At 71.4% G+C, this 20,624-nt stretch carries 18 protein-coding genes; 7 read left to right on the forward strand and 11 right to left on the reverse strand.

Annotated elements, in window-relative coordinates; genetic code table 11:
- Positions 1-37 precede the first annotated feature (37 nt).
- Positions 38-772, forward strand: coding sequence for a GNAT family N-acetyltransferase (locus AC5L35_RS18555; RefSeq protein ID WP_495060901.1), 735 nt, complete (start codon positions 38-40; stop codon positions 770-772).
- A 30-nt stretch (positions 773-802) separates the two neighbouring features.
- Here the strand turns inward: AC5L35_RS18555 and AC5L35_RS18560 are convergent, their stop codons facing one another.
- Positions 803-1,741: a LysR family transcriptional regulator gene (locus AC5L35_RS18560; protein WP_495060902.1), complete on the reverse strand. Its 939-nt coding sequence runs from the start codon at positions 1,739-1,741 to the stop codon at positions 803-805.
- A 67-nt stretch (positions 1,742-1,808) separates the two neighbouring features.
- Here AC5L35_RS18560 and AC5L35_RS18565 point away from each other — a divergent pair, with 67 nt between their 5' ends.
- A complete protein-coding gene (locus tag AC5L35_RS18565) occupies positions 1,809-3,062 on the forward strand; it encodes an MFS transporter (protein ID WP_495060903.1) in 1,254 nt (417 codons plus the stop codon).
- Here the strand turns inward: AC5L35_RS18565 and AC5L35_RS18570 are convergent.
- Positions 3,052-3,999: an alpha/beta fold hydrolase gene (locus AC5L35_RS18570; RefSeq protein WP_495060904.1), complete on the reverse strand. Its 948-nt coding sequence runs from the start codon at positions 3,997-3,999 to the stop codon at positions 3,052-3,054. The genes AC5L35_RS18565 and AC5L35_RS18570 overlap by 11 nt on opposite strands.
- Positions 4,000-4,130: 131 nt before the next feature.
- On the opposite strand from AC5L35_RS18570, the gene AC5L35_RS18575 reads away from it, so the two are divergent.
- Positions 4,131-5,012, forward strand: coding sequence for an SCO6745 family protein (locus AC5L35_RS18575; RefSeq protein ID WP_495060905.1), 882 nt, complete (start codon positions 4,131-4,133; stop codon positions 5,010-5,012).
- Positions 5,013-5,036: 24 nt separating this feature from the next.
- Here AC5L35_RS18575 and AC5L35_RS18580 read toward each other — a convergent pair whose 3' ends face one another.
- On the reverse strand, positions 5,037-6,365 hold the full coding sequence (locus AC5L35_RS18580; RefSeq protein WP_495060906.1) for an MFS transporter: 1,329 nt from the start codon (positions 6,363-6,365) through the stop codon (positions 5,037-5,039).
- A gap of 143 nt (positions 6,366-6,508) precedes the next feature.
- On the opposite strand from AC5L35_RS18580, the gene AC5L35_RS18585 reads away from it, so the two are divergent.
- Positions 6,509-7,360, forward strand: coding sequence for a PaaX family transcriptional regulator (locus AC5L35_RS18585; protein WP_495060907.1), 852 nt, complete (start codon positions 6,509-6,511; stop codon positions 7,358-7,360).
- Between the two features lie 7 nt (positions 7,361-7,367).
- Here the strand turns inward: AC5L35_RS18585 and icmF are convergent, their stop codons facing one another.
- Both icmF and AC5L35_RS18595 read right to left on the reverse strand, forming a co-directional pair.
- Entirely contained in the window at positions 7,368-10,583 is a 3,216-nt protein-coding gene (gene icmF, locus AC5L35_RS18590; RefSeq protein WP_495060908.1) for a fused isobutyryl-CoA mutase/GTPase IcmF, read from the reverse strand.
- A 158-nt stretch (positions 10,584-10,741) separates the two neighbouring features.
- A complete protein-coding gene (locus AC5L35_RS18595; protein ID WP_495060909.1) occupies positions 10,742-11,032 on the reverse strand; it encodes a hypothetical protein in 291 nt (96 codons plus the stop codon).
- A gap of 110 nt (positions 11,033-11,142) precedes the next feature.
- Between AC5L35_RS18595 and AC5L35_RS18600 the strand changes: the two genes are divergently transcribed.
- Complete coding sequence (locus AC5L35_RS18600; RefSeq protein ID WP_495060998.1) at positions 11,143-11,886, forward strand: maleylpyruvate isomerase family mycothiol-dependent enzyme; 744 nt, start codon at positions 11,143-11,145, stop codon at positions 11,884-11,886.
- A gap of 183 nt (positions 11,887-12,069) precedes the next feature.
- Here the strand turns inward: AC5L35_RS18600 and AC5L35_RS18605 are convergent, their stop codons facing one another.
- Genes AC5L35_RS18605 through AC5L35_RS18615 form a run of 3 tightly spaced genes read right to left on the reverse strand, consistent with a single transcriptional unit; the run spans position 12,070 to position 15,202 of the window.
- Positions 12,070-12,603 carry a GNAT family N-acetyltransferase gene (locus AC5L35_RS18605; RefSeq protein ID WP_495060910.1) on the reverse strand — a complete coding sequence of 178 codons (534 nt, stop codon included), beginning with the start codon at positions 12,601-12,603 and terminating at the stop codon, positions 12,070-12,072.
- The gene (locus AC5L35_RS18610; protein WP_495060911.1) at positions 12,600-14,213 is read right to left on the reverse strand and encodes an alkaline phosphatase D family protein; all 1,614 of its coding nucleotides are present in this window, start codon (positions 14,211-14,213) and stop codon (positions 12,600-12,602) included. The genes AC5L35_RS18605 and AC5L35_RS18610 overlap by 4 nt, the downstream gene beginning before the upstream one ends.
- A gap of 44 nt (positions 14,214-14,257) precedes the next feature.
- On the reverse strand, positions 14,258-15,202 hold the full coding sequence (locus AC5L35_RS18615; protein ID WP_495060912.1) for an ROK family protein: 945 nt from the start codon (positions 15,200-15,202) through the stop codon (positions 14,258-14,260).
- Between the two features lie 95 nt (positions 15,203-15,297).
- Between AC5L35_RS18615 and AC5L35_RS18620 the strand changes: the two genes are divergently transcribed.
- Entirely contained in the window at positions 15,298-16,290 is a 993-nt protein-coding gene (locus tag AC5L35_RS18620; protein ID WP_495060913.1) for a hypothetical protein, read from the forward strand.
- Between the two features lie 56 nt (positions 16,291-16,346).
- On the opposite strand, the gene AC5L35_RS18625 is transcribed toward AC5L35_RS18620, so the two are convergent.
- The 3 genes from AC5L35_RS18625 to AC5L35_RS18635 form a co-directional block, all read right to left on the reverse strand.
- The gene (locus AC5L35_RS18625; protein WP_495060914.1) at positions 16,347-16,562 is read right to left on the reverse strand and encodes a dodecin; all 216 of its coding nucleotides are present in this window, start codon (positions 16,560-16,562) and stop codon (positions 16,347-16,349) included.
- Positions 16,563-16,764: 202 nt separating this feature from the next.
- Entirely contained in the window at positions 16,765-18,186 is a 1,422-nt protein-coding gene (locus AC5L35_RS18630; RefSeq protein ID WP_495060915.1) for a carboxylesterase/lipase family protein, read from the reverse strand.
- A gap of 159 nt (positions 18,187-18,345) precedes the next feature.
- Positions 18,346-19,254 carry a zinc-binding dehydrogenase gene (locus AC5L35_RS18635; protein WP_495060916.1) on the reverse strand — a complete coding sequence of 303 codons (909 nt, stop codon included), beginning with the start codon at positions 19,252-19,254 and terminating at the stop codon, positions 18,346-18,348.
- A gap of 116 nt (positions 19,255-19,370) precedes the next feature.
- Here AC5L35_RS18635 and AC5L35_RS18640 point away from each other — a divergent pair, with 116 nt between their 5' ends.
- Positions 19,371-20,621 carry a PP2C family protein-serine/threonine phosphatase gene (locus AC5L35_RS18640; RefSeq protein WP_495060917.1) on the forward strand — a complete coding sequence of 417 codons (1,251 nt, stop codon included), beginning with the start codon at positions 19,371-19,373 and terminating at the stop codon, positions 20,619-20,621.
- Positions 20,622-20,624 lie beyond the last annotated feature (3 nt).

Raw genomic sequence — 20,624 nt, forward strand, 5'->3', positions numbered from 1 at the left:
AGGTCACGCCCGGAACGGGAACGGTTTGCTCCGCGAAGTGGTTCTTCCCCTCGTGGTGGAACACGTCCTGGACAACGCCGTGTGGGCTGCGCTCACCGGGGTGCACGCCGACCTTGCAGAACGACGGGGCCGTGCGGCCCGCTACCGGCCGGACGTGTCGCCGTTCGCCGCCTTGCCCGACGAGCCGGACGAGGGGGACTGGGCCGATCTCGCCGCCCTCGCCGGGCCCGGCGGGGAGGTCGTGATCACCGGCCGCCCGCGCACGCCGCCGTCCGACTGGGAGGTCCTCGGAGCGGGCGAGGGAGTGCAGATGGAGGGTTCCGCGCTGGAGGTCCGGCGCGATCCCGGCGCCGTCGTGCTCGGTGCCGCCGACGTGCCGGAGATGCTGGACCTGGTGGCCCGCACACGTCCCGGCCCGTTCGAACCGAACACCCGCCTGATGGGCACCTACCTGGGCATTCGCGACGGTGGCGCACTCGTCGCGATGGCCGGCGAGCGGGTGCGCCCGCCGGGCTGGTCGGAGATCAGCGCGGTGTGCACCGATCCGGCCTACCGCGGGCAGGGGCTGGCGTCCCGGCTCCTCCGAGCGGTCGGCGCGGTGATCCGGGAGCGGGGCGATGTGCCGTTCCTGCACGCCGCGGGGAGCAACACCACGGCGATCCGGCTCTACGAGCACCTGGGCTTCACGCTGCGCCGCCGGGTGCAGTTCGCGGCTCTGCGGGCGCCGGCCTCCGTTGCAGCAAAGCCACTTTCACGCAACGAGGTTGCATGAAAGTGGCTTTGCTGCAATCCGGGGGGCGCCTCACCGCGGGAGCGGGAGCGGGAGCGGAGGGCCGGGCGGGAGCAGGGGTCTGCTGCGCAGGAAGTCCTGCAGCACCCGCACCGGCGGGGTGAGCGGGCGGTCCCGGACCCGCACGAGGCCGATCGTCCGGGTCGTCCGGGGCTCGGTGACCGGTAGCTCCACCACCCCGGGGGTGGCGGGGTGAACCGCCACCGGTAGCAGCGCCACGCCCAGGCCGGCGCCGACGAGCCCGCGCAGGGTCTCGACGTCCCCGCCCTCGAACGCCACCCGCGGCACGAACCCGGCCTCCCGGCACCAGGCGTCCACGGTGCCGCGCATGCCGAAGCCGGGCAGGAAGCCGACGAACGGGTCCCGGGCGGCCTCGGCGAGGGCGACGCCGTCGGTGTGCGCCGCGAGGGGGTGGTCGGCGGGGACCGCGAGCCGCAGTTCCTCCTCGCCGAGCGGCTCCGTCTCCAGCCCGGGCTCGTCCGGCAGGGGTGAGGTGAGGGCCAGGTCGGCGTCTCCCGCCCGGAGCCGTTCGAGCAGCAGTGCGTGGGGACCCTGCACCAGGTCGAAGCGGATGCCGGGATGGGACGCCCGGAAGTCGCGCAGGAGCCGGGGGACGGCCGCGGCGCCCAGCGTGGACAGGAACGCGAGGCCGACCCGGCCGCGCAGCTCGTCGGCGTCGCCCCGGATCTCCCGGACGGCCACGGCGATCTCGCCCAGCGCGCGCTCCGCGTGCCGCAGCAGGGTGCGGCCTTCCCGGGTGAGGCGCACCGTGCGACCGGTCCGGACGAACAGCCCGACGCCGAGATCGGCCTCCAGCCGGGCGATGCTGCGGCTGAGCGTCGACTGCGGGACGCCGATCTCGTCCGCCGCGTGGGTCATGTGCTCGGCTCGCGCGACGGCGACGAACTGGCTCAGCCGGGGCGCGATGGCGAGGGCACCGATCTCATCCATATCCGCATCATGGCCTAACCGAAGATGCATTGGACGCATCGGTCTCGTCGTCCTAACGTCGATAGCGATGACAACGATCTCTGCTGATGCCGCTCCCGCCGCCACCGCCGGCCACGAGCGGGGCACGCCCGGCTACCGCCGGCTCGGCGCGGCGATGTGGTGCGCGGGGCTCGCCACGTTCGTGCTGGTCTACTGCGTGCAAGGGCTGCTGCCGACGCTGGCCGACCAGTTCCACCTCTCGTCGTCGACGTCCAGCCTGGCGCTGTCCGCGACGACGGGAGCACTCGCCATCGCCGTCGTGCCGCTCGCCACGCTGGCCGAGTCGTGGGGCCGGGTGCGGGTGATGACGATCGCACTGGCGACCACGGCCGTGCTGGGTGTGCTCGCCCCACTGGCGCCGAACTTCCCGGCGCTCGTGGGGATCCGGGCGCTGCAGGGGGTGGCGATCGCCGCGCTCCCGGCGCTCGCGATGTCCCACATGACGCGCGAGGTGGCACCGCGGTGGCTCGGCAGCGCCGTGGGGCTCCTGATCGCGGGGAACACCCTCGGTGGGCTCTCCGGCCGGCTGATCGCCGGGGCCGTGGCCGACGTCGCGGGCTGGCGGATCGGCCTCGGTGTGATCGGCGTGCTCTCGATCATCTGCACCGTGGTGTTCCGGTTGCTGCTGCCCCCGGCGCAAGCCCCGGCGCCCATGCAGGTGCGGCTCGGCGAGCTGGGCCCACTCGTGCGCGTGCACCTGCGCGACCCCGGTCTGGTGTGCCTGTTCGGCATCGGGTTCCTGCTGATGGGCGCGTTCGTGACCGTCTACAACTACCTGGGGTTCCGGCTGCTCGCCCCGCCGTTCGACCTGCCGCCCCAGCTCGTCGGCCTGATCTTCCTCGGCTACATCGCCGGCACCTGGGCCTCGACGACCGCTGGGCGCCTCGGTGACCGGCTCGGGCGGCGCAAGGTGATGTGGGGTGCGGTGCTCGTCGGTGTGCTGGGTGCGTGGGTGACGGTGCCGGACCACCTGCTCGCGGTGCTGGCCGGACTCCTGCTCGTCACCGTCGGGTTCTTCGGCGCCCACTCCCTGGCGAGCAGCTGGGTCGGCAGGCGAGCGACGCTCCTGCCCGGGGGATCGCCGGGTGTGGCGTCCTCGCTGTACCTGTGCACGTACTACCTGGGCAGCAGCATCGGCGGGGCCGTCGGCGGCATCGCCTACGACGAGGCCGGCTGGCTGGGTGTGGTGGTCTACGTGAGCGGGCTGCTGGCGGCGGCGCTGGCACTGGCCCTGTGGCTGCGCAGGGTTCCGGCCCCGCAGCAGGTCGCCGCTACGGCGTGATCGAGTCGAGGAAGCCGAGCAGCGCGCGGTTCACCTGGTCCGGCTCCTCCTGCTGCACCCAGTGGCCCGCCCCGTCGACGAGCACCGTGCCGCGGTGGTCGTCGAGCCAGCCGTCCTGCGCGCCGGGCGGGATCATCACCAGCACCGGGTCGAGTGCGCCGCCGATGAAGAAGCTGGGCACCGCGACGTGCGCGCCTGCGAGCTGTGGGGTGAGCTCCCAGTTGCGGTCGAAGTTGCGGTACCAGTTCAGGCCGCCGGTGAAGCCCGTGCGCCGGAACTCCTGCACGTAGTGCTCCAGCTCGGCCGGCTGCAGCCAGCTCGGCAGCTCCTTCGGCTCCGGGAAGCGGTCGACGAAGCCGCGGCCGTCGTCGGCGGACCGCAGGATCCCCTCGGCGCCCGGCTCGGTCCGGGTGGCGGCGAGCAGCCGTCGCATCGTCCGCGCGGGGTCGGCGCCCAGCTCGGCATCGGCGACGCCGGGCTCCTGGAAGTAGAGGATGTAGAAGAACGAGCCGTCCATCGCGACGCGCCAGAGCTCCGTGGGGGGCCGCTGGCCCCGCGGCACGAACGGCACGCTCATGCCGCACACACCGGCGACGCGGTCGGGGTGCAGCAGGGCGGTCTGCCAGACGACCATCGAGCCCCAGTCGTGGCCCACGAACACGGCCTTCTCCTCGCCGAGCTCGTCGAGCAGGGCGATGAGATCATCGCTGAGATGCAGGATGTCGTACTGGTCGATGCCCTCCGGGGCCGACGTCCGACCGTATCCCCGCTGGTCGGGGGCGATCGCCCGGTAGCCGGCCGCGGCGACCGCGGGGATCTGGTGGCGCCAGGAGTAGGCGAGCTCGGGGAACCCGTGGGAGAAGATCACCGGTGGCCCGCTGCCTTCCTCCACCACGTGCATCTCGATGCCGTTGACGGCGACGGTGCGCTCGGTCATGGCGCGGGCTCCTTGCTGAGCATCGTGGCAACGGGCGCTGCCGGATCCAGGGTCGTGTGCGGTGCCGCCCCACGATCAGATCACGAGAGCGGCAGAATCACCGAGATGATCGTGACCACCAGGAGGCCGGATTGACCCCCGCAGCACGCGCACTGGCAGGAGCCCTCGAGCCCGTGACCGGGCAGGTGTACTTCGCACCGGAGTGCCACGACGCCTATGCGGCGCTCGGGTTCGGCGGCAGCCCGGCGACCAACAAGGGTGTGGCCGCGCCCGACGGGCCCGCGTACTTCTGCAGCCGTGGGTCGCTGCTGGGCCAGGTGCCGGGCGAGGTGGTGGCCGCAGCATTCGGGGTGTTCAACCCCGACGTCGTGGTCAAGGCCGTGGGATACGGCTGGACACTCACCGACTCCACCACGATCTCCGATGCACGCACGCGCGGTGCCACGGCGCACCTCGTCCGGATCCTGGGGGAGAGCCCCGAGCGCATCGACGAGGCGCGGCCCCTGCTCGAGCGGGCCGTCGAGCCGCTGCGACCCGAGGGCAGGCCGCTGTTCAGCGGGCTCCGGTCGATGGGTCTGCCCGGTGATCCGGTCGGCGATGTCTGGCGCCTCGGCGACATGCTGCGCGAGTACCGGGGCGACGCGCACATCGCGTCATGGACGGCGGCGGGCTTCGACGCCACGGAGATCGGCCTGCTCAGCGAGGCCTACTGGGGGCTGCCGATGCGTACCTACATCCGTTCGCGGGCGTGGACCGACGCGCACCTCGACGCGGCGTACGAGCGGCTGGCGAGTCGCGGGCTCGTGGCCGACGGCGCGCTGACCGAGGAGGGCCGCGCCCGGCGCGAGGCCGTCGAGGAGGCCACCGACAGGCAGTGCCGCCCGATCGTCGACGCCCTCGGTGACGATCTCCCGACGCTCGTGGAGATCCTCCGGCCCTGGGGCACGGCGATCCGCGACGCCCACGGCTACCCGGCATTGGGCATGCACGAGCGGGCCGCCGCCCGGCGCTGACCGTCTCGGCGAACACCGGGTGGTTCAGCTGATCCTCGTCGTAGTGGCGGCGGTGGCCGGGGACGGTGGGTTCTCGGTGAGGCTGTTCCCGCTCGTCTCCGCGAGCAGCACGACGCACACCACGGTGAGCAGGCAGAACCCGGCGATGATCAGCGAGATCGTCATCGTCGAGCCGCCGCCGGCGAGGACGGAGGCGAACAGCACAGGCGCGAGCCCGGCACCCAACCCGGACAGCTGGTAGCCCAGCGACGCGCCGGTGTATCGGCTGCGGGTACTGAACAGCTCCGTGCACAACGCGGCGAGCGGCCCGTACATCGCCGGCTGGATCACGGCCTGGCCGACCACCAGCGCGACCACGAGCAATACGACGTCACCGCTGTCGACCATCGGGAACAGCAGGAAGCTGAACACCGCCATCACCACCGCCCCGGCAAGGACGACGGGCCGGCGTCCCAGTCGATCCGACAGCGCCGAGAAGCCGATGATGCCGAACACGGCGAGCACCGAGGACAATGTGAGGCCGTTCAGCACGGTCTGGCGGCTGTAGCCGACCTCCACCCCGTAGGCGATGAGGAACGTGGTCAGCGTGCCCTGCGCCACGAACGCGGCCAGCCCGATCCCCACGGCGAGCAGCAGGTTGCGGGGGTGGTTGCGCAGCACGTCGAACAGCGGGACGCGTGCGGTCTTCCCGGCCGCCGCGAAGACCGGCGTCTCCTCGACCTTGAGCCGGATGAACAGGCCGATCCCGAGGAGCAGGATGCTGAGCAGGAAGGGCACCCGCCACCCCCAGACGAGGAACGCCTCCTCGCCGGCGATCGCCGCGGTCGCCGTGAGCGCGACGGTCGAGAGCACCATGCCGCAGGGCGCACCGGCGTTGGTGAAGCTCGCCCACAGCCCCCGCCGGGATGTGGCGTGCTCGGCCGACATCAGCACCGCGCCGCCCCATTCGCCGCCGACGGCCACGCCCTGCAGGATGCGCAGCGTGACGAGAATGATCGGCGCCCAGATGCCGATCTGCCCGTAGGTCGGGAGCGCACCGATCAGGAAGCTCACCACGCCCATCAGCGTCATGGTCGTGACCAGCATCTTCTTCCGGCCGATGCGGTCGCCGAAGTGGCCGAACAGGATCCCGCCGAGCGGCCGGGCGAGATAGCCCGCCGCGAACGTCCCGAAGCTCGCCACGGTTGCCGTCAACGGATCGAGCGTGGAGAAGAACACCTTCCCGAAGACCACCGCGGAGGCGGTGGCATAGAGCAGGAAGTCGTAGTACTCGATCACGCTCCCGACGAAGCTGGATGCGACCGCACGTCGGAGCTGGACGGTGGAGTGGGTGGTGGCTGCCGGGTTCGCCATGGTGGACATCCCTACGTTGGGCGCGGGCGAGGGGTTACTCGTAGTGCCGGAACAGCGCCTGTTCGAATGCGGCGAGACGTTAGGCGCAATGGTGACGGCCGTCAACGTGGTGCCCAGCGTTGGCTCCGGGCTACCCTCGCCGGGTGCCGAGTCGAGACGACGAGACGGGCGTGGCGAGCGCTCGCCCGCAGTCGCTCATGCTCACCTTCCTCGGCATCTACGTGCGCGGACGCGACACCGCGGTCTACTCGGGCAGCGTCATCGAGGTCTTCGAGCGGATGGGTGTCTCCGAGGAGGCCGTGCGTTCGACGCTGACACGAATGGCCACGCGTGACCTCCTCGCCCGGCACCGGCGTGGCCGGAAGGTGTACCTCGCGCTCACGCCGCGCGCCGTGGCCGTCCTCGAGGACGGGTACCGGCGGATCTGGCAGACCGGTGCGGTCAACCGCGACTGGAACGGCAGCTGGACGCTCGTCGGCTTCTCGCTGCCGGACTCACGCCGCAGCGAACGCCACGACCTGCGATCCCAGCTGGTATGGGCGGGATTCGGACCGCTCCAGAACGGCCTGTGGATCGCGGCGGGCGAGGTCGACGTCATCCGGATCGTCGAGGATCTCGGGCTCGCGGACGCCGTCACGGTGCTGACCGCACGGGCCACGAAACCGACCGAGTCGGCCGATCTCGTGGGCAAGGCGTTCGACCTGCCGACGATCGCCGCGCGCTACCAGGCGTTCCTGAGCCGCTGGGATGTCCCCGCTCCGGCCGTCGAGGCCCGTGACGACCTGGCCCGGCAGCTCCTGCTGCACACCGACTGGCTCCAGCTCGTGCGCCAGGACCCCCACCTGCCCGCCGAGCATCTCCCGGTCGGTTGGCCTGCTGTCCGCGCGGAGAAGGTGTTCCGCACGCTGGCCGCCCGCTACGACCCGGCGGCGGCCGGGATCGCGGCAAAGCTGCTCGACGAGATCGCCATCCCGCCCGCCGCAGCAGGGTCGTGATCGCGACCTACATGTTGCGCCGGTACTGACCGCCCACCTCGAAGAACGCATCCGTCAGCTGACCGAGCGAGCAGACGCGGGCCGCCCTCATCAGCTCGTCGAAGACGTTGCCGCCACCCGTCGCCACGTCCTGCAAGCGCCGGAGCGTGGCCTGTGCGTCGCCCGTGTGCCGGGTGCGGAAGTCGGCGAGCCGGTCGAGCTGGCTCTTCTTCTCCGCCTCGGTGGCGCGGGCGAGCTCGATCTCGTGCGGCGCCTCCGAACCCTCCCGCACGAACGTGTTGACGCCGATGATCGGCAGCGTGCCGTCGTGCTTGCGGTGCTCGTAGAGCATCGACTCGTCCTGGATCCGCCCCCGCTGGTACCCGGTCTCCATGGCGCCGAGCACCCCGCCGCGCTCGGAGATCCGGTCGAACTCGGCCAGTACGGCCTCCTCGACGAGATCGGTGAGCTCGTCGATGACGAAGGAACCCTGCAACGGGTTCTCGTTCATCGACAGGCCCCATTCGCGGTTGATGATCAGCTGGATCGCCATCGCGCGCCGGACCGACGACTCCGTCGGCGTGGTCACCGCCTCGTCGAACGCGTTGGTGTGCAGCGAGTTCGCGTTGTCGTAGAGCGCGCAGAGCGCCTGCAGCGTGGTGCGGATGTCGTTGAAGTCCATCTCCTGCGCGTGCAGCGACCGCCCGGAGGTCTGCACGTGGTACTTGAGCTTCTGCGACCGCTCGTTCGCGCCGTACCTCTCGCGCATGGCGACGGCCCAGATCCGCCGCGCCACCCGGCCGATCACCGAGTACTCCGCGTCCATCCCGTTGGAGAAGAAGAACGACAGGTTCGGGGCGAAGTCGTCGATGTCCATCCCGCGGGCGAGGTAGCTCTCGACGAACGTGAACCCGTTGGCGAGGGTGAACGCGAGCTGGCTGATGGGGTTGGCCCCGGCCTCGGCGATGTGATAGCCGGAGATGGAGACCGAGTAGAAGTTCCGCACCTTGTGCTGGATGAACCACTCCTGGATGTCGGCCATCATCCGCAGCGAGAACTCGGTGGAGAAGATGCAGGTGTTCTGGCCCTGGTCCTCCTTGAGGATGTCGGCCTGCACCGTGCCGCGGACGTTCTGCAGGGCGAACGCCGTGAGCTCCGTGTGCTCCTGCGCCGAGGGCTCCCGCCCGTGCTCGGCGCGGAACCTCTCGACCTGCTGGTCGATCGCGGTGTTGAGGTAGAAGGCGAGGATCGTCGGCGCCGGGCCGTTGATCGTCATCGACACCGAGGTGGTCGGCGAGGTGAGGTCGAACCCGTCGTAGAGCGCCTTCATGTCCTCGAGCGTCGCGATCGAGACGCCGGAGGTGCCGACCTTGCCGTAGACGTCCGGGCGCGTGTCGGGCTCGCGTCCGTAGAGCGTGACGGAGTCGAACGCCGTGGAGAGCCGTTTGGCCTCCGAGTCGGCCGACAGGAGCTTGAAGCGCCGGTTGGTCCGGAACGCGTCGCCCTCGCCCGCGAACATCCGCGCCGGGTCCTCGCCCTCGCGCTTGAACGCGAACACGCCCGCGGTGAACGGGAACTTCCCGGGCAGGTTCTCCTTGCGCAGGAACCGCAGCAGCTCCGCGTCCTCGGTGTAGCGGGGCAGCGCCACCCGCCGCACCTTGTTGCCCGAGAGAGTCTCGCGGGTGAGCCGGGTGCGCAGTTCCTTGTCGCGGACCTGCACCACCATCTCGTCGCCGGAGTAGGCCTCGACGACCTCCGGCCACGAGTCGAGCAGCTGGGCGGCCTCCGCGGGGAGGGCCTTCTCCGCCTGTTCCAGCACACCGGCCAGACCGCCCTCGTCAGCACCGGCCGCCTGCAGCGCCGCGCGCGCGGTGCGGAGGTGCTGGCGCTGCCGGGCGGCGTCGACGGCCGCTGCCGTGCCCGCGTGGAAGTCGCGGACGGTGGTGGTGATGTCGGAGAGGTACCGCGTGCGGTGGGACGGGATGACCGCGGTGTGCTCCGACGAGGTCTTCCGGTCGGTGTGCGGGAGCCTGCCCTCGCCGGTGACCAGCCCGTTCTCGCCGAGCAACGGGACGAGGTGCTGGTAGAGCGCCGTGACACCGTCATCGTTGAAGGTGGCGGCGCTCGTGCCGAAGACCGGCATGTCCTCCCACGACGCGCCGAACGCCTCGCGGTTGCGCACGAGCTGGCGGCCGACGTCGCGGCGGGCGTCCTCGGCGCCGCGACGCTCGAACTTGTTGATCGCGACGACGTCGGCGAAGTCCAGCATGTCGATCTTCTCGAGCTGGGACGCCGCCCCGAACTCGGGCGTCATCACGTACAGCGAGCGGTCGGCGAACGGCACGATGCCGGCGTCGCCCTGCCCGATGCCCGGCGTCTCGACGATCACCAGGTCGAACGCCGCGGCCTTGAGAACGGCGATCACGTCACCGAGCCGTTCCGGGAGCGAGGCCTCGCTCCCGCGGGTGGCCATCGAGCGGAAGAAGATCTGGTCACCGCTGAGTGAGTTCATCCGGATCCGGTCACCGAGCAGCGCGCCTCCGCCCCGGCGGCGGGTCGGGTCGACGGCGAGCACGGCGATGCGGAGCTTGTCCTCCTGGTCGAGCCGGAACCGGCGCACCAGTTCGTCGGTGAGGCTCGACTTGCCCGACCCTCCGGTGCCGGTGACTCCGAGTACGGGAACCGGATGGCGGGGCTCGAGGTCGAGACCCGCCGGCAGCCGGCCGGCCTCGGCGAGGGTGAGCGTGCGGGCGAGCGTGGTGTGCTCGCCGGCGAACAGACCGTCGAACGACGGCGGTGGCTGCTCCGCGAGGTCGACGTCGCACTCGCGGATCATCAGGTTGATCATCCCGGGCAGGCCGAGCCGCTGGCCGTCCTCGGGGGAGAAGATGCGGGAGACGCCGCGCGAGTGCAGCAGCTCGATCTCGGCGGGCACGATCACGCCGCCGCCCCCGCCGTAGACCTTCACGTGCCCGGCGCCGCGCTCGCGCAGCAGCTCGACGAGGTAGGTGAAGTACTCGACGTGCCCGCCCTGGTACGAGCTGATGGCCACGCCCTGGGCGTCCTCCTGGATCGCCGCGGCGACCACCTCGTCGACGGAGCGGTTGTGCCCCAGGTGGATCACCTCGGCGCCCTGGCGCTGCAGGATCCGCCGCATGATGTTGATGGCGGCGTCGTGGCCGTCGAAGAGGCTGGCAGCGGTGACGAACCGGACCGGGTGGGTGGGCACGTGCAGCTCGGCCACGACACTCCTCCTCAGGCAGGACCAGATACTTGGATATCCTACTATCGGAAGTGCGAGTGTTGAACCGGCTGGACGGGATCACCCGTCGCGGATTCCGTTCGGAAAAGGCGGCGATGCCGGCACGAGCGGTGTGCCGGCGGTCGCGTAGTGGGTCGTGGTCAGGCCACCCGGCGGGTCGGCGAGATCTCGATGGTGGGCATCTCGATCTCGATGGTGGGCGGATCCTGAGCGGGCGGCTCCACCACAGGGGCGCTGACGACGGGCCGCCGTAGCCGCTTGCCCACCAGGGGGGTCACGGCGCCGAGGGCCACCAGGGCCACGCCGGCCGCCGCGATCGAGGTTGCCGCGGCCTCTGGAGCGACCATGACCAGCACAAATGCCGTTGCCGGCCACCACATCAATGCCCGCAGCGGGGCGGGGACCGTCCATTCCCGTGCGTCGCGCGCCATGGCAATTTCCTACCCGATCCGGGTATCACCCATGCGGGCGCCCCCCGATGCGTACGCGGCGTCACAGGTAGGGGCCGGATGGAGGGTCTACGGTCACGGACGTGGAGCACATGGACGCGCTGATCGAGCAGAACCGGTTGCTCGCCGAGCTCATCGCCAAGGCCGACCCGGCCCTCGAGGTGCCGAGCTGCCCCGGCTGGACCGTGCGCCAGCTCCTCACCCATGTGGGGCGCGGGGACCGGTGGGCCGCCATGATCGTGCGCGAGCGGGCCGATGCTCCCGTCGAGATGCGATCGGTGCCCGACGGGAAGCCGCCCGCCGAGCTGCCCGCCGCCCTCGCCTGGCTCACCGGCAGCGCCGGCCTGCTCCTCGACGCCGTCGCGGCCACCGGAGCGGACGTGCCCGTGTGGACGTTCCTCGGACCGCGCCCCGCGGCCTGGTGGGCCCGGCGGCGGATGCACGAGGCGGTCGTCCACCGCGCCGACGTGGCCATCGCCCTGGGCGTCCCGTACACCGTGGAGCCCGAGGTGGCGGCGGACGGCGTCTCCGAGTGGCTGGACCTGCTGGCCGCGCGCCCGGCGTCCGGCGAGGCACCGCCGCTCGCCCCGGGGGCCACATTGCACCTGCACGCCACCGACGACGGGCTCGGGGCGGACGGGGAGTGGATGGTGCGCGGTGGCGGGACCGGGCTCGTCTGGGAGCACGGCCACGGGAAGGGCACCGCTGCCGTCCGTGGCACTGCCGCCGACCTCCTGCTGGCGCTCATGCGGCGCATCGAGGCCGACGCCCCCGGCCTGCAGGTGATCGGTGACGAGTCCACCTGGACGGGCTGGCGGGACCGCACCGCCTTCTGACCCGCGTCACCGCCGGTCGAGCTGCGTGATGTGCGAGAGCAGGGCAGCGGGGCCGCCTCCTGGCCCTCACCGCGTCCTCGCAGCGGGGCTGGGCTCTTCGCAGATGCCGTGGGCCCTGCGAGGAACACGCTCGCTCTGCGAAGACGACCCACGCCCCGCGAGTCGATCCGCGGCAGGGGAGTACTAGCGCAGGTCGTCCTGGAGCAGGTCCATCAACAGCCCGTCGTGCCACCGGCCGTCGCCCGAGCGCTCGTAGCTGCGCAGCACCCCCACCCGTCGGAAGCCGGCGCGCTCGCAGCTGCGGATGGCCCGCTCGTTGTGCGCAGCCGGGTCGATCACGACGCGATGGTGTTCCCTGTGCCGGAACAGGAAGCGGGCCATGGCCCGCATCGCGTCGCAGCCCAGGCCCTGACTCTGGTGGTCGGGGTGCAGGGCGAGGTCGATGGCGGCATGGCGGTGGTCCGGATCCAGCTCCTCGCGGTAGATGATCAGCCCGATCACCTCACGCGCGAGTTCGATGGCGTAGCAGTGCGGGCCGAGCAGCTCGCGCCGCACCCGTTCCAGGTCGTAGCCGCCCCACCATCTCGCGATCTCCGGATGTCCGAGGATCTCCAGGAAGGCCGGGACGTGTGCCGCGGTGGTGGGCCGGAGCACCACGGTCTGGCCGGCGATGGCGTTGATCCGCCGCGCCGTCGCTTCGCTTGTCAGACCGGTCATGAGGTGAGCTCCACCCGCGCCTTCTCTTCCAGAGTGGCCGCCGTGCGCGGCTGCTCGAAGACCACCGCGGCGCTCGCGCCGTCGATGTCGAGGGTGGCGATCATGTTGCCGAACAGCGGCCCTGTCAACCGGCTCCACGACAGCGGCATGGGCGGTGCCCCGGCCCGGGCTGCCCAGCGGCTCGCGAGGCGACCCACGGTGCGCGACCAGCCGAGCCGGAACCCCGGCTTGATCATCCAGCTCATCGTGTTGTGCACGGGCGAGCACGTGAGCTGGTGCACCCGGGCGCTCGCACCCGACGGGAGTTCGGCCCGGGCGGCGTAGCTGTGGTGGACGTCCCCGGACAGGACGCTGACGGTGGTGGGGCCGCCCGCCGCCGCCTTGTCGATCATCGCGGTGAGCCGGTCGAACGATGCGCGGAAGGCCGCCCAGTGCTCCAGGTCGGCGGCCTGCCGGATCTGCTCGGCCAACCGGCCCCGCCAGCCGGGCCGGCCCGAGGCGATCTCGTTGACCGTCTCGAGCTCGCCGATGGCGTGCGGCAGCAGCCAGGGGATCGACGTACCGATGACCAGGTGCTCCACCGGCCCCGGAGCGGCGACCTGCTCCTCGATCCAGTCGAACTCGGTGTCGCCGAGCATGAGGTGCTCGCCGTTCTCGAGGATGCGTCCGTTGCGCGAGTCGATCATGATGAAGCGGCTGTGGCCGAGGTCCCAGCGGAAGCTGAACCGCAGTCCCTTCACACCGGCGGTCTCGGCGTCGGCGCGGTCGGCGAGCTCGACGAGCAACGGCCAGGTGTCGCCGTCGTGCTCGACGACCTTGCGGTAGTCGGAGTCGGAGACGAGGTCCTCGGGACGGAGGTTGCCGATGTGCTGGTACACCCAGTACGAGGCGAGCCCCGCGCGGATGCGGTCGCGCCACCACGGCGTGCTGCGCATCTCGTCGCGCCACGCCGCGGAGGTGTTCCAGTCGTCGCGCACGTCGTGGTCGTCGAAGATCATCGCGGTCGGCACCGTGGACATCAGCCACCGGATCTCCGGGTCGGTCCAGGAGTCCCGGTAGAGCCCCACGTACTCGTCGAAGCCGACGATCTCCTCGTCGGGCCAGTCCGGGTGACGGTCGCGCCGCCCGGCGATGCGGCGCCGGTTCCGGGGGGTCAGCTCGTCGGCGTACACCTGGTCGCCGAGCAGCAGCAGCACGTCGGGCCACTCCTCCGGCGACTGCGTCGTCATCCGGGCCGCATAGGCGTCGAGCGCGTCGATGCCCAGGCTCGCGGCGATCGCGGGATCGGCCACCTTCGGGTAGCGGCAGGACCCGAAGATGATCCGGTTGTTGCGGTCGGACTCCGGGCCGCGGGTGCGGATCAGGCTCGGCGGGAACGGGCTCGTGGACGGCGGCCACACCTGCTCGCCGTCGACCTCCACCCGGTAGGGGGTTCGGCTGTCCGGCGCGAGACCGGTGACGGGGACGAGCGCGTAGTGGTGCCCGGCCACCTCGAAGGTGCGCGCTTCGCAGCCGAGCACCGATACGGTGGCCGCGTGTTCGGTCTGCACCCAGACCGACGCGGTGGTCTCGCCGACATGGCGCAGGACGGGACCCAGTACGAGTGACACGTACTCACCCTAGTGTCGTGCAAACACGACACCGGTAACGCGCGTCAGACATGCTCCAGGGCGAGCAGTGCGGCCCCGATCTTGCCTGCGTCCCCGCCGAACGTCGCCGCGACGACGGGGGCGATGCCGCGCGCGGTGGGCGCGTACGCGAACTCCCGCGCGGTGGCGCGGGCCGGGGCCAGCAGCAGCTCCCCGGTCTCGACGAGACCACCCCCGACCACAACGGCGTCGACCTCGAAGATGTTGGCCAGCGACGCGATACCGATCCCGAGCCACCGACCCAGCCGGGCGAAGACCGCCTTTGCGATCTCGTCGCCCTGCTCCACGGCCTTGACGACGGTGTGTCCGGTGACCTCGCCGTCCTCGGCGCCGAGGCGCGCGATGAGGCCGCCGGGGTCGTCGTCGGCGGCGTCGCGGGCCATCCGGGTGAGCGCGGTGCCCGACGCGTAGGCCTCGAAGCAGCCGTGGTTGCCACACCCGCACCGCGGGCCGTCGGGGTTGAGGATGATGTGGCCGAGCTCGGCACCGAGCCCGGTGGGGCCGCGGTAGATGTGGCCGTCGAGCACGAGGCCGCCGCCGATGCCCGTGCCGACCGTCACGAGCACCATGTTGGGGTACGGCTCGCCGAGACGGGCCTCGGCGAGCGCGGCGACGTTGGCGTCGTTGTCGACGATGACGGGCAGGCTGGTGGCCTTCTCCAACTGCTCGCGCACGGGCCAGTCGCGGTAGGCGTTGTTGGGCGCCCAGAGCATGATTCCGGCGGGCCACGAGACGATCCCGGCGGCGCCGACGCCGATGGTGGCGACACTGTGGCCTGAGCGGAAGCGCTCGATCATCGAGAGCAGCACTTCGGTGACGGCCTCGCCGCTCGACTCCTCCGGCGTCGGCTCGACATGCTCGGCCACCACCGTGCCACGCGCGTCGACCACCGCTCCCGCGATCTTCGTGCCGCCGATGTCGAGTCCGATGGCGAGCCTCGTGTCCGTCACCCGGGCATCTTGGCATCTGGCGCTGGTCCGCAGCGTTTGGTCCGGGTCGATGTGGGGAACGGCTCGACATGCTTCTTCGACGTGTTGCCCGACCTATGCTCGCCGCCTTGTTCATACACGGCGGCATCCAGGTCCTCCGGTCGCCGCAGGGTCACGCGCAAGCAGCGAAACCCGTGCTCGACGCGGTCGCGCCGGCGGTCGACAAGGCGATCGAGATCGCTCCCATGGAGGAGCGCCCCGACGACGTGACACTCATCAAGATCGACGGCGGAGTGAAGGTCGTCGCCGGCACGATGCTGGCGCTCGGGAAGTTCCCCCGCCTGTCGTCGGCCGCCCTCGCCGCGTCGCTGATCCCGACCACGCTGGCCGCCCACCGGTTCTGGGAGGAGACCGACGAGCAGAAGAAGCAGGACCAGCGCATCCACTTCCTGAAGAACATGGGCATGCTCGGTGGCCTCCTGATCGCCGCGGCCGACACCGAGGGCAAGCCCTCGCTCACCTGGCGCGGGCGCAAGGCCGCGAAGCTCGCCGCTGCTGCTGCCGGTGCCCAGGCGGCGTCGATCTCCGGTGGCGCGTCCGACGTCTCCGGCAGGTTCTCGGGCGTGGCCCACGAGGTCAGCGGCAAGCTCTCCGGCACCGCCTCCGACGCCACGGGCGCGGTCGCGGGGATTGCCGCCGGGCTGGCCGGCATCGCGCCGGGCGCCGGTGCCGCCGTGTCCGCCCGCGCCGCCCGCGCGAGCTCCGACCTGACCACGCGGGCCGGTGACCTCTCGGCCGACTGGGCCAAGCGCGCCGCCAAGGCGAGGAAGCGGGCCGAGAAGCGCGGGGCGAAGCTGCAGAAGGTCGCGGAGAAGCGAGGCGTCGAGCTGCAGAAGCGGGCGGCCAAGCGCACCGCGGAGCTGCAGAAGGCGGCAGGTAAGAAGCGTGCCGCGCTGGAGAAGAGGACCACCGCCAATGTCCTCGACCAGGCCTCCAAGCTCGGTCAGGACGTGGCCGCGCGGGCGTCCGCACTCGGGGCCGAGGCCGCGCACCAGGCCGGGGGCGTCGCGAAGGACGCGAAGAAGCGGGCCCACGCGCTCACGCACTAGAACTGTCCGCGAAACACAACCGGCCCGGCTCCGTGGGAGCCGGGCCGGTGTCGTTCCTAGGTGAGGTCGTCGAGGCGGAACCCGACCTTGAGTGTCACCTGGAAGTGCTTGATCTCGCCGTCCTCCAGGTGCCCACGGATCTCGGTGGTCTCGAACCAGTCGAGGTTGCGCAAGGTGCGCGCCGAGCGCCGGATCGCCGTGCGGATGGCGTCGTCGACGCTCTCCGTGGATGTCCCGACGATCTCGGTGACGTGGTACACGTTGTCGCCCACTCTTGAACTCCTTCCGTTGCACCGCCTTACCAGCGGAAACTGTTCAATCGCAGCGGTCCCGCGATCGTCGTGGGGCGCCATGGCGCTGCCCTTGAACCGTCTTCCCGGCCCGGGTGGCTCATGAAACCCTCCCCCGGCGTCAGGTCGATGGCACGGTGTCCCACCGCAGTGACCTCAGTTCGTCGCAATCACGGTGACTGGCTCAGACCTTGTCCGCCCAGATCTCCCGGGACGCCGACACCGGGTCGGCAACCACCGAGGCGGGCACGTCCCAGATCCGCGTGAGCGCCTCACCCTTCCGGTACTGCGGCCAGCCGGGGTCGCCGGTGGCGGCGAAGGCCGTCAACGACGTGCGGACCTCCTGCGCCAGGCCGACAGCCTCCGGCGGGACCGAGTCGCCGAACAGCATGGCCGCCGTCGGACCGTGGAAGTTGCCGAACGTCAGCGGCACGTCGAGCAGGTGGCAGGCGCCGAGCGCCCCACCGAACACGGGGGTCGGCCAGACCAGCTCGTAGCACCAGCTGCGGCCGGGGTGCTCCTCGGCGCACCACGTCGACGGGATGCGGAAGAACGCGTCGGACTGGATGAGGATGTACAAGTCGGCGTCGGAGGCGCCGGGATACGCGGCTCGGTAGGCGTCGAGAGGAACGGCGTGCGCCGCCGCGACAGCGGAGACGTCAACGGCGGACAGATCCTCGTTCATCGCCATGGCGAAGAACCGGTACTCGTCACGGGTGAACCCGGTCATCAGGTCGACCTCCCCACGCAGGCCGCGCCAGGGCTGGTCACGCACCACATCCCCGTCCAGCACCGGTCCGTAGGGAGTGACCTCGCCCTCCTTCGACTGCACGGCGTGGATCGCCTCGGCCGCCACGCCCGAGAAGGCCTCGGAAGTGAGCGGCACACCGAGCGCCGCCGCGATCCGCTCTGCCGTGCCGCGCGCCTGTTCCTCGGACAGAAAAGCCGCTGTGACGCTCTGCCCGATGGCCCGGCGAAAAAGCCCGCGGCCGGCCTGGGCGGCCGTCAGCGCCGCCACCGCGCTGCCTCCCGCTGACTGCCCGAAGATCGTCACATTGCCCGGGTCGCCGCCGAAACGCGCGATGTTTTCCTGCACCCAGCGCAGGGCCGCGAGCTGGTCGAGTAGCGCCCGGTTCTGCGGCGCGTCGGGCAGCCAGCCCAAGCCCTCGAAGCCTGTGCGGTAGTTCAAGGTCACCAGCACGACGCCAGAGCCGGCCAGGTTCGCGCCGTCGAACTCGGGCTGGCTCGCGGAACCGAAGATGAACGCCCCGCCGTAAAGCCAGACCATCACCGGGAGACCGCCTGCCAGGGCATCGGGCGTCCAGACATTGACGGTGAGGCAGTCGACATCGTCCCCCGGGTGCCACAGCGCAGGCAAGGGACGCATCTGGGCCTGCGGTGGCGAGGCGCTGAAATCGGTACCGTCGCGGACACCGTCCCACGGCTGTGGCTGCTGCGGCGCCTGGAATCGCCGGGGGCCATCGAGGGGCGCGGCGTACGGGATGCCCTTGAAAACGCTGACACTATTGTTCGTTATGCCTCGTACGGCACCCTGTGTCGTCTGCACGATGATCTCTCGCATGGCATCACTCAACACCACCGGCATTCCGATGATCGAAACGGATCCTCCGAAGGATTGACGACAGCGCGAAAGACGCCAGGTCCCCAACCGGTAAGGGTCGCACAGCAATACCGCCGGTTAATTTCATCCAACGAGTAGCCCGCAGCGAGAGCTCACTGTGATTTCACGGCTCCGCGGTCGCGGTCAGCTCACGTCCAGCACGGCCTTGCCCGCGATCCTGCGGGCGAACAGGTCCTCTGCCGCCCCGCCGACGTCCTTCCAAGCGGCACGCCGGCCGATCTGGGGGTCCAGCTTCCCTCGTTCGAGCAGACCGACGAGCGTGGCCAGGTCGTCGGCCAGCCGGTCGCCCATCCTGAACGACTGGAGGCTCCGCAGCTCGCCGACCGTCGAGTAGGGCGGGAACACCGTCGGCTCGCCGGACGTCGCTCCGATGGACTGCACCGAGCCACCCACGGCGAGCAGTGCGAACGCCTCGGCCAGCTGCGGGCCGCCGACATTGTCCAGCACGCCGTGCAGACCGGGCTCGACGCCCTTCAGTCCGACGACGACCTCGTCGGCGCCCAGTTCGGCGAGACCCTCGCCCCGCGCCGCGCTGCCGACCGACGCGATCACGTGGGCACCCGCGATGGCGGCGAGCTGCACCGCGAAGCGGCCCACCCCGCCGGACGCGCCCGTGACGAGCACCCGGCGGCCGGCCAGGAAACCGAGCCTGCGCAGCGCTCGCAGCGCGGTGACCCCGGCGACGGGGAGGGCTGCGGCCGCACCGAGGTCCACGCCGTCGGGAACCACGGCGAGCTCGGGGACGGGCACGGCTCGCAGCTGCGCCCACCCGCCGGCCGGCCCGAACGTGACGACCCGCGTGCCCGCCTGCGGCCCGGAACCGTCGGCTGCGGCTGTCCGCACGACTCCCGCCGCGTCCCAGCCCGGCACGAAACCTGGCGGCTGACTCGCCACGCCGCGCAGCTCGCCGTGGTTCAGCGAGATCGCGTGCACCTCGACGAGCGCCTCGTCCGGCGCGGGGACGGGGTCGGCGGCGGTCTCGCCGAGCCGCAGCCCGGCGGCAGAGTCGTGGTCCACCAGCAGAGCCAGCACAGCGGTCTCCCGACGATCGATGGGGGCGGTCCCACGATCGCCCCCTGTCTCGCGGCAACCGCGGTGCACGGGAGGTTGTTCCTCCGCCGGGATGCCGCGGATGACAGGGTGGGCGGATGACGGAGCAGGCAGAGGCGAACCGGCCAGGGGTCGGCGCGCTCCTGCGGAGCCTCGACGAGGCGCCCCCCACGGAGCTGGTCGACGTCTGCTCGAGCTGGCTGGTGCGCCACGTCGGGGCCCGGGCGTGCGTCCTGCTGTTGTCCGACTACGCCGAGGCCAGCCTGGAACCGGTCGCCCGGGGCCGGGGTGCGGCCGGGCTCCGCTCCCAGGACCTGGTCGACAGTGCTGCCGGGGAGGCCTACCGCGAGCAGCACATCGTCGCGATGGCCGTGGATCATCCGGGCGACGTCCCCGCGGCCGGGGCCGTGGCAGGCGGGGTGGGGGGACCGGCGCTGGTCGTGTACCTCCCGGTGTCGGTGCGTGCCGAGCGCCTCGGCGTCCTCGCGATCACGCTGCCGGGTGCCGGTCTGGACCCGGAGGTGGCGCAGGTCCTCGAGGACGTGGCGCGGGTGCTGGGACACGTGCTCACCGGGGCCCGCCGGTACACCGACCGGTTCGAGAAGCTGCGGCGCCGACGCGAGCTCGGGCTGGCCGCGGAGATCCAGTGGGAGCTCCTGCCCAGCCTGGCGTTCGAGCTTCCCGATTTCTCCATCGCCGGCACGGTCGAGCCCGCGTACGAGATCGGCGGGGACAACTTCGACTACGCGATCAGCGCCCACCGGCTGACCGTGGGGGTCAGCGACGCGGCGGGCCACGGGTTGCGGGCCGCCCTGCTCGCCAGCCTCTCGTGCACCGCGATGCGCAACGCGCGCCGGGCCAACTGCACGATCGTCGAGCAGGCGGGCGCGGCCAACGAGCATCTGGTCGAGCAGTTCCCCGGGTCCGACTTCGTCACCGGCCTCCTGCTCGACCTCGACGTCGACACCGGTGTCGGGACGATCCTGAACGCCGGCCACCCACCTCCGTTGCTGGTGCGCGACGGGGCGGTCAGCGAGCTGGTGCTGGCCGCCGGGTACCCGCTGGGGCTGATGACGCCGGTCGAGTACCCCTTGCACCCGATCCGGCTGCAGCCCGACGACCGGCTGCTGTTGTTCACCGACGGCATCACCGAGGCACACCGGCCGGGGCATCGGGAGTTCGGCTACCGCCGCCTCGCCGCGATGCTCGCCGAACACCGGCACCTGCCGCCCGCCGAGCTCGTCCGGCGGATCACCCACGCCGTCACCGAGTCCTGCCACGGCGAGCTCAACGACGACGCCACCGCCGTCTGCCTCGACTGGCACCCCTCGTCGGCCGACCCGGGGTGACGG

The sequence above is a fragment of the Pseudonocardia sp. OZ21 genome, assembly GCF_059359135.1.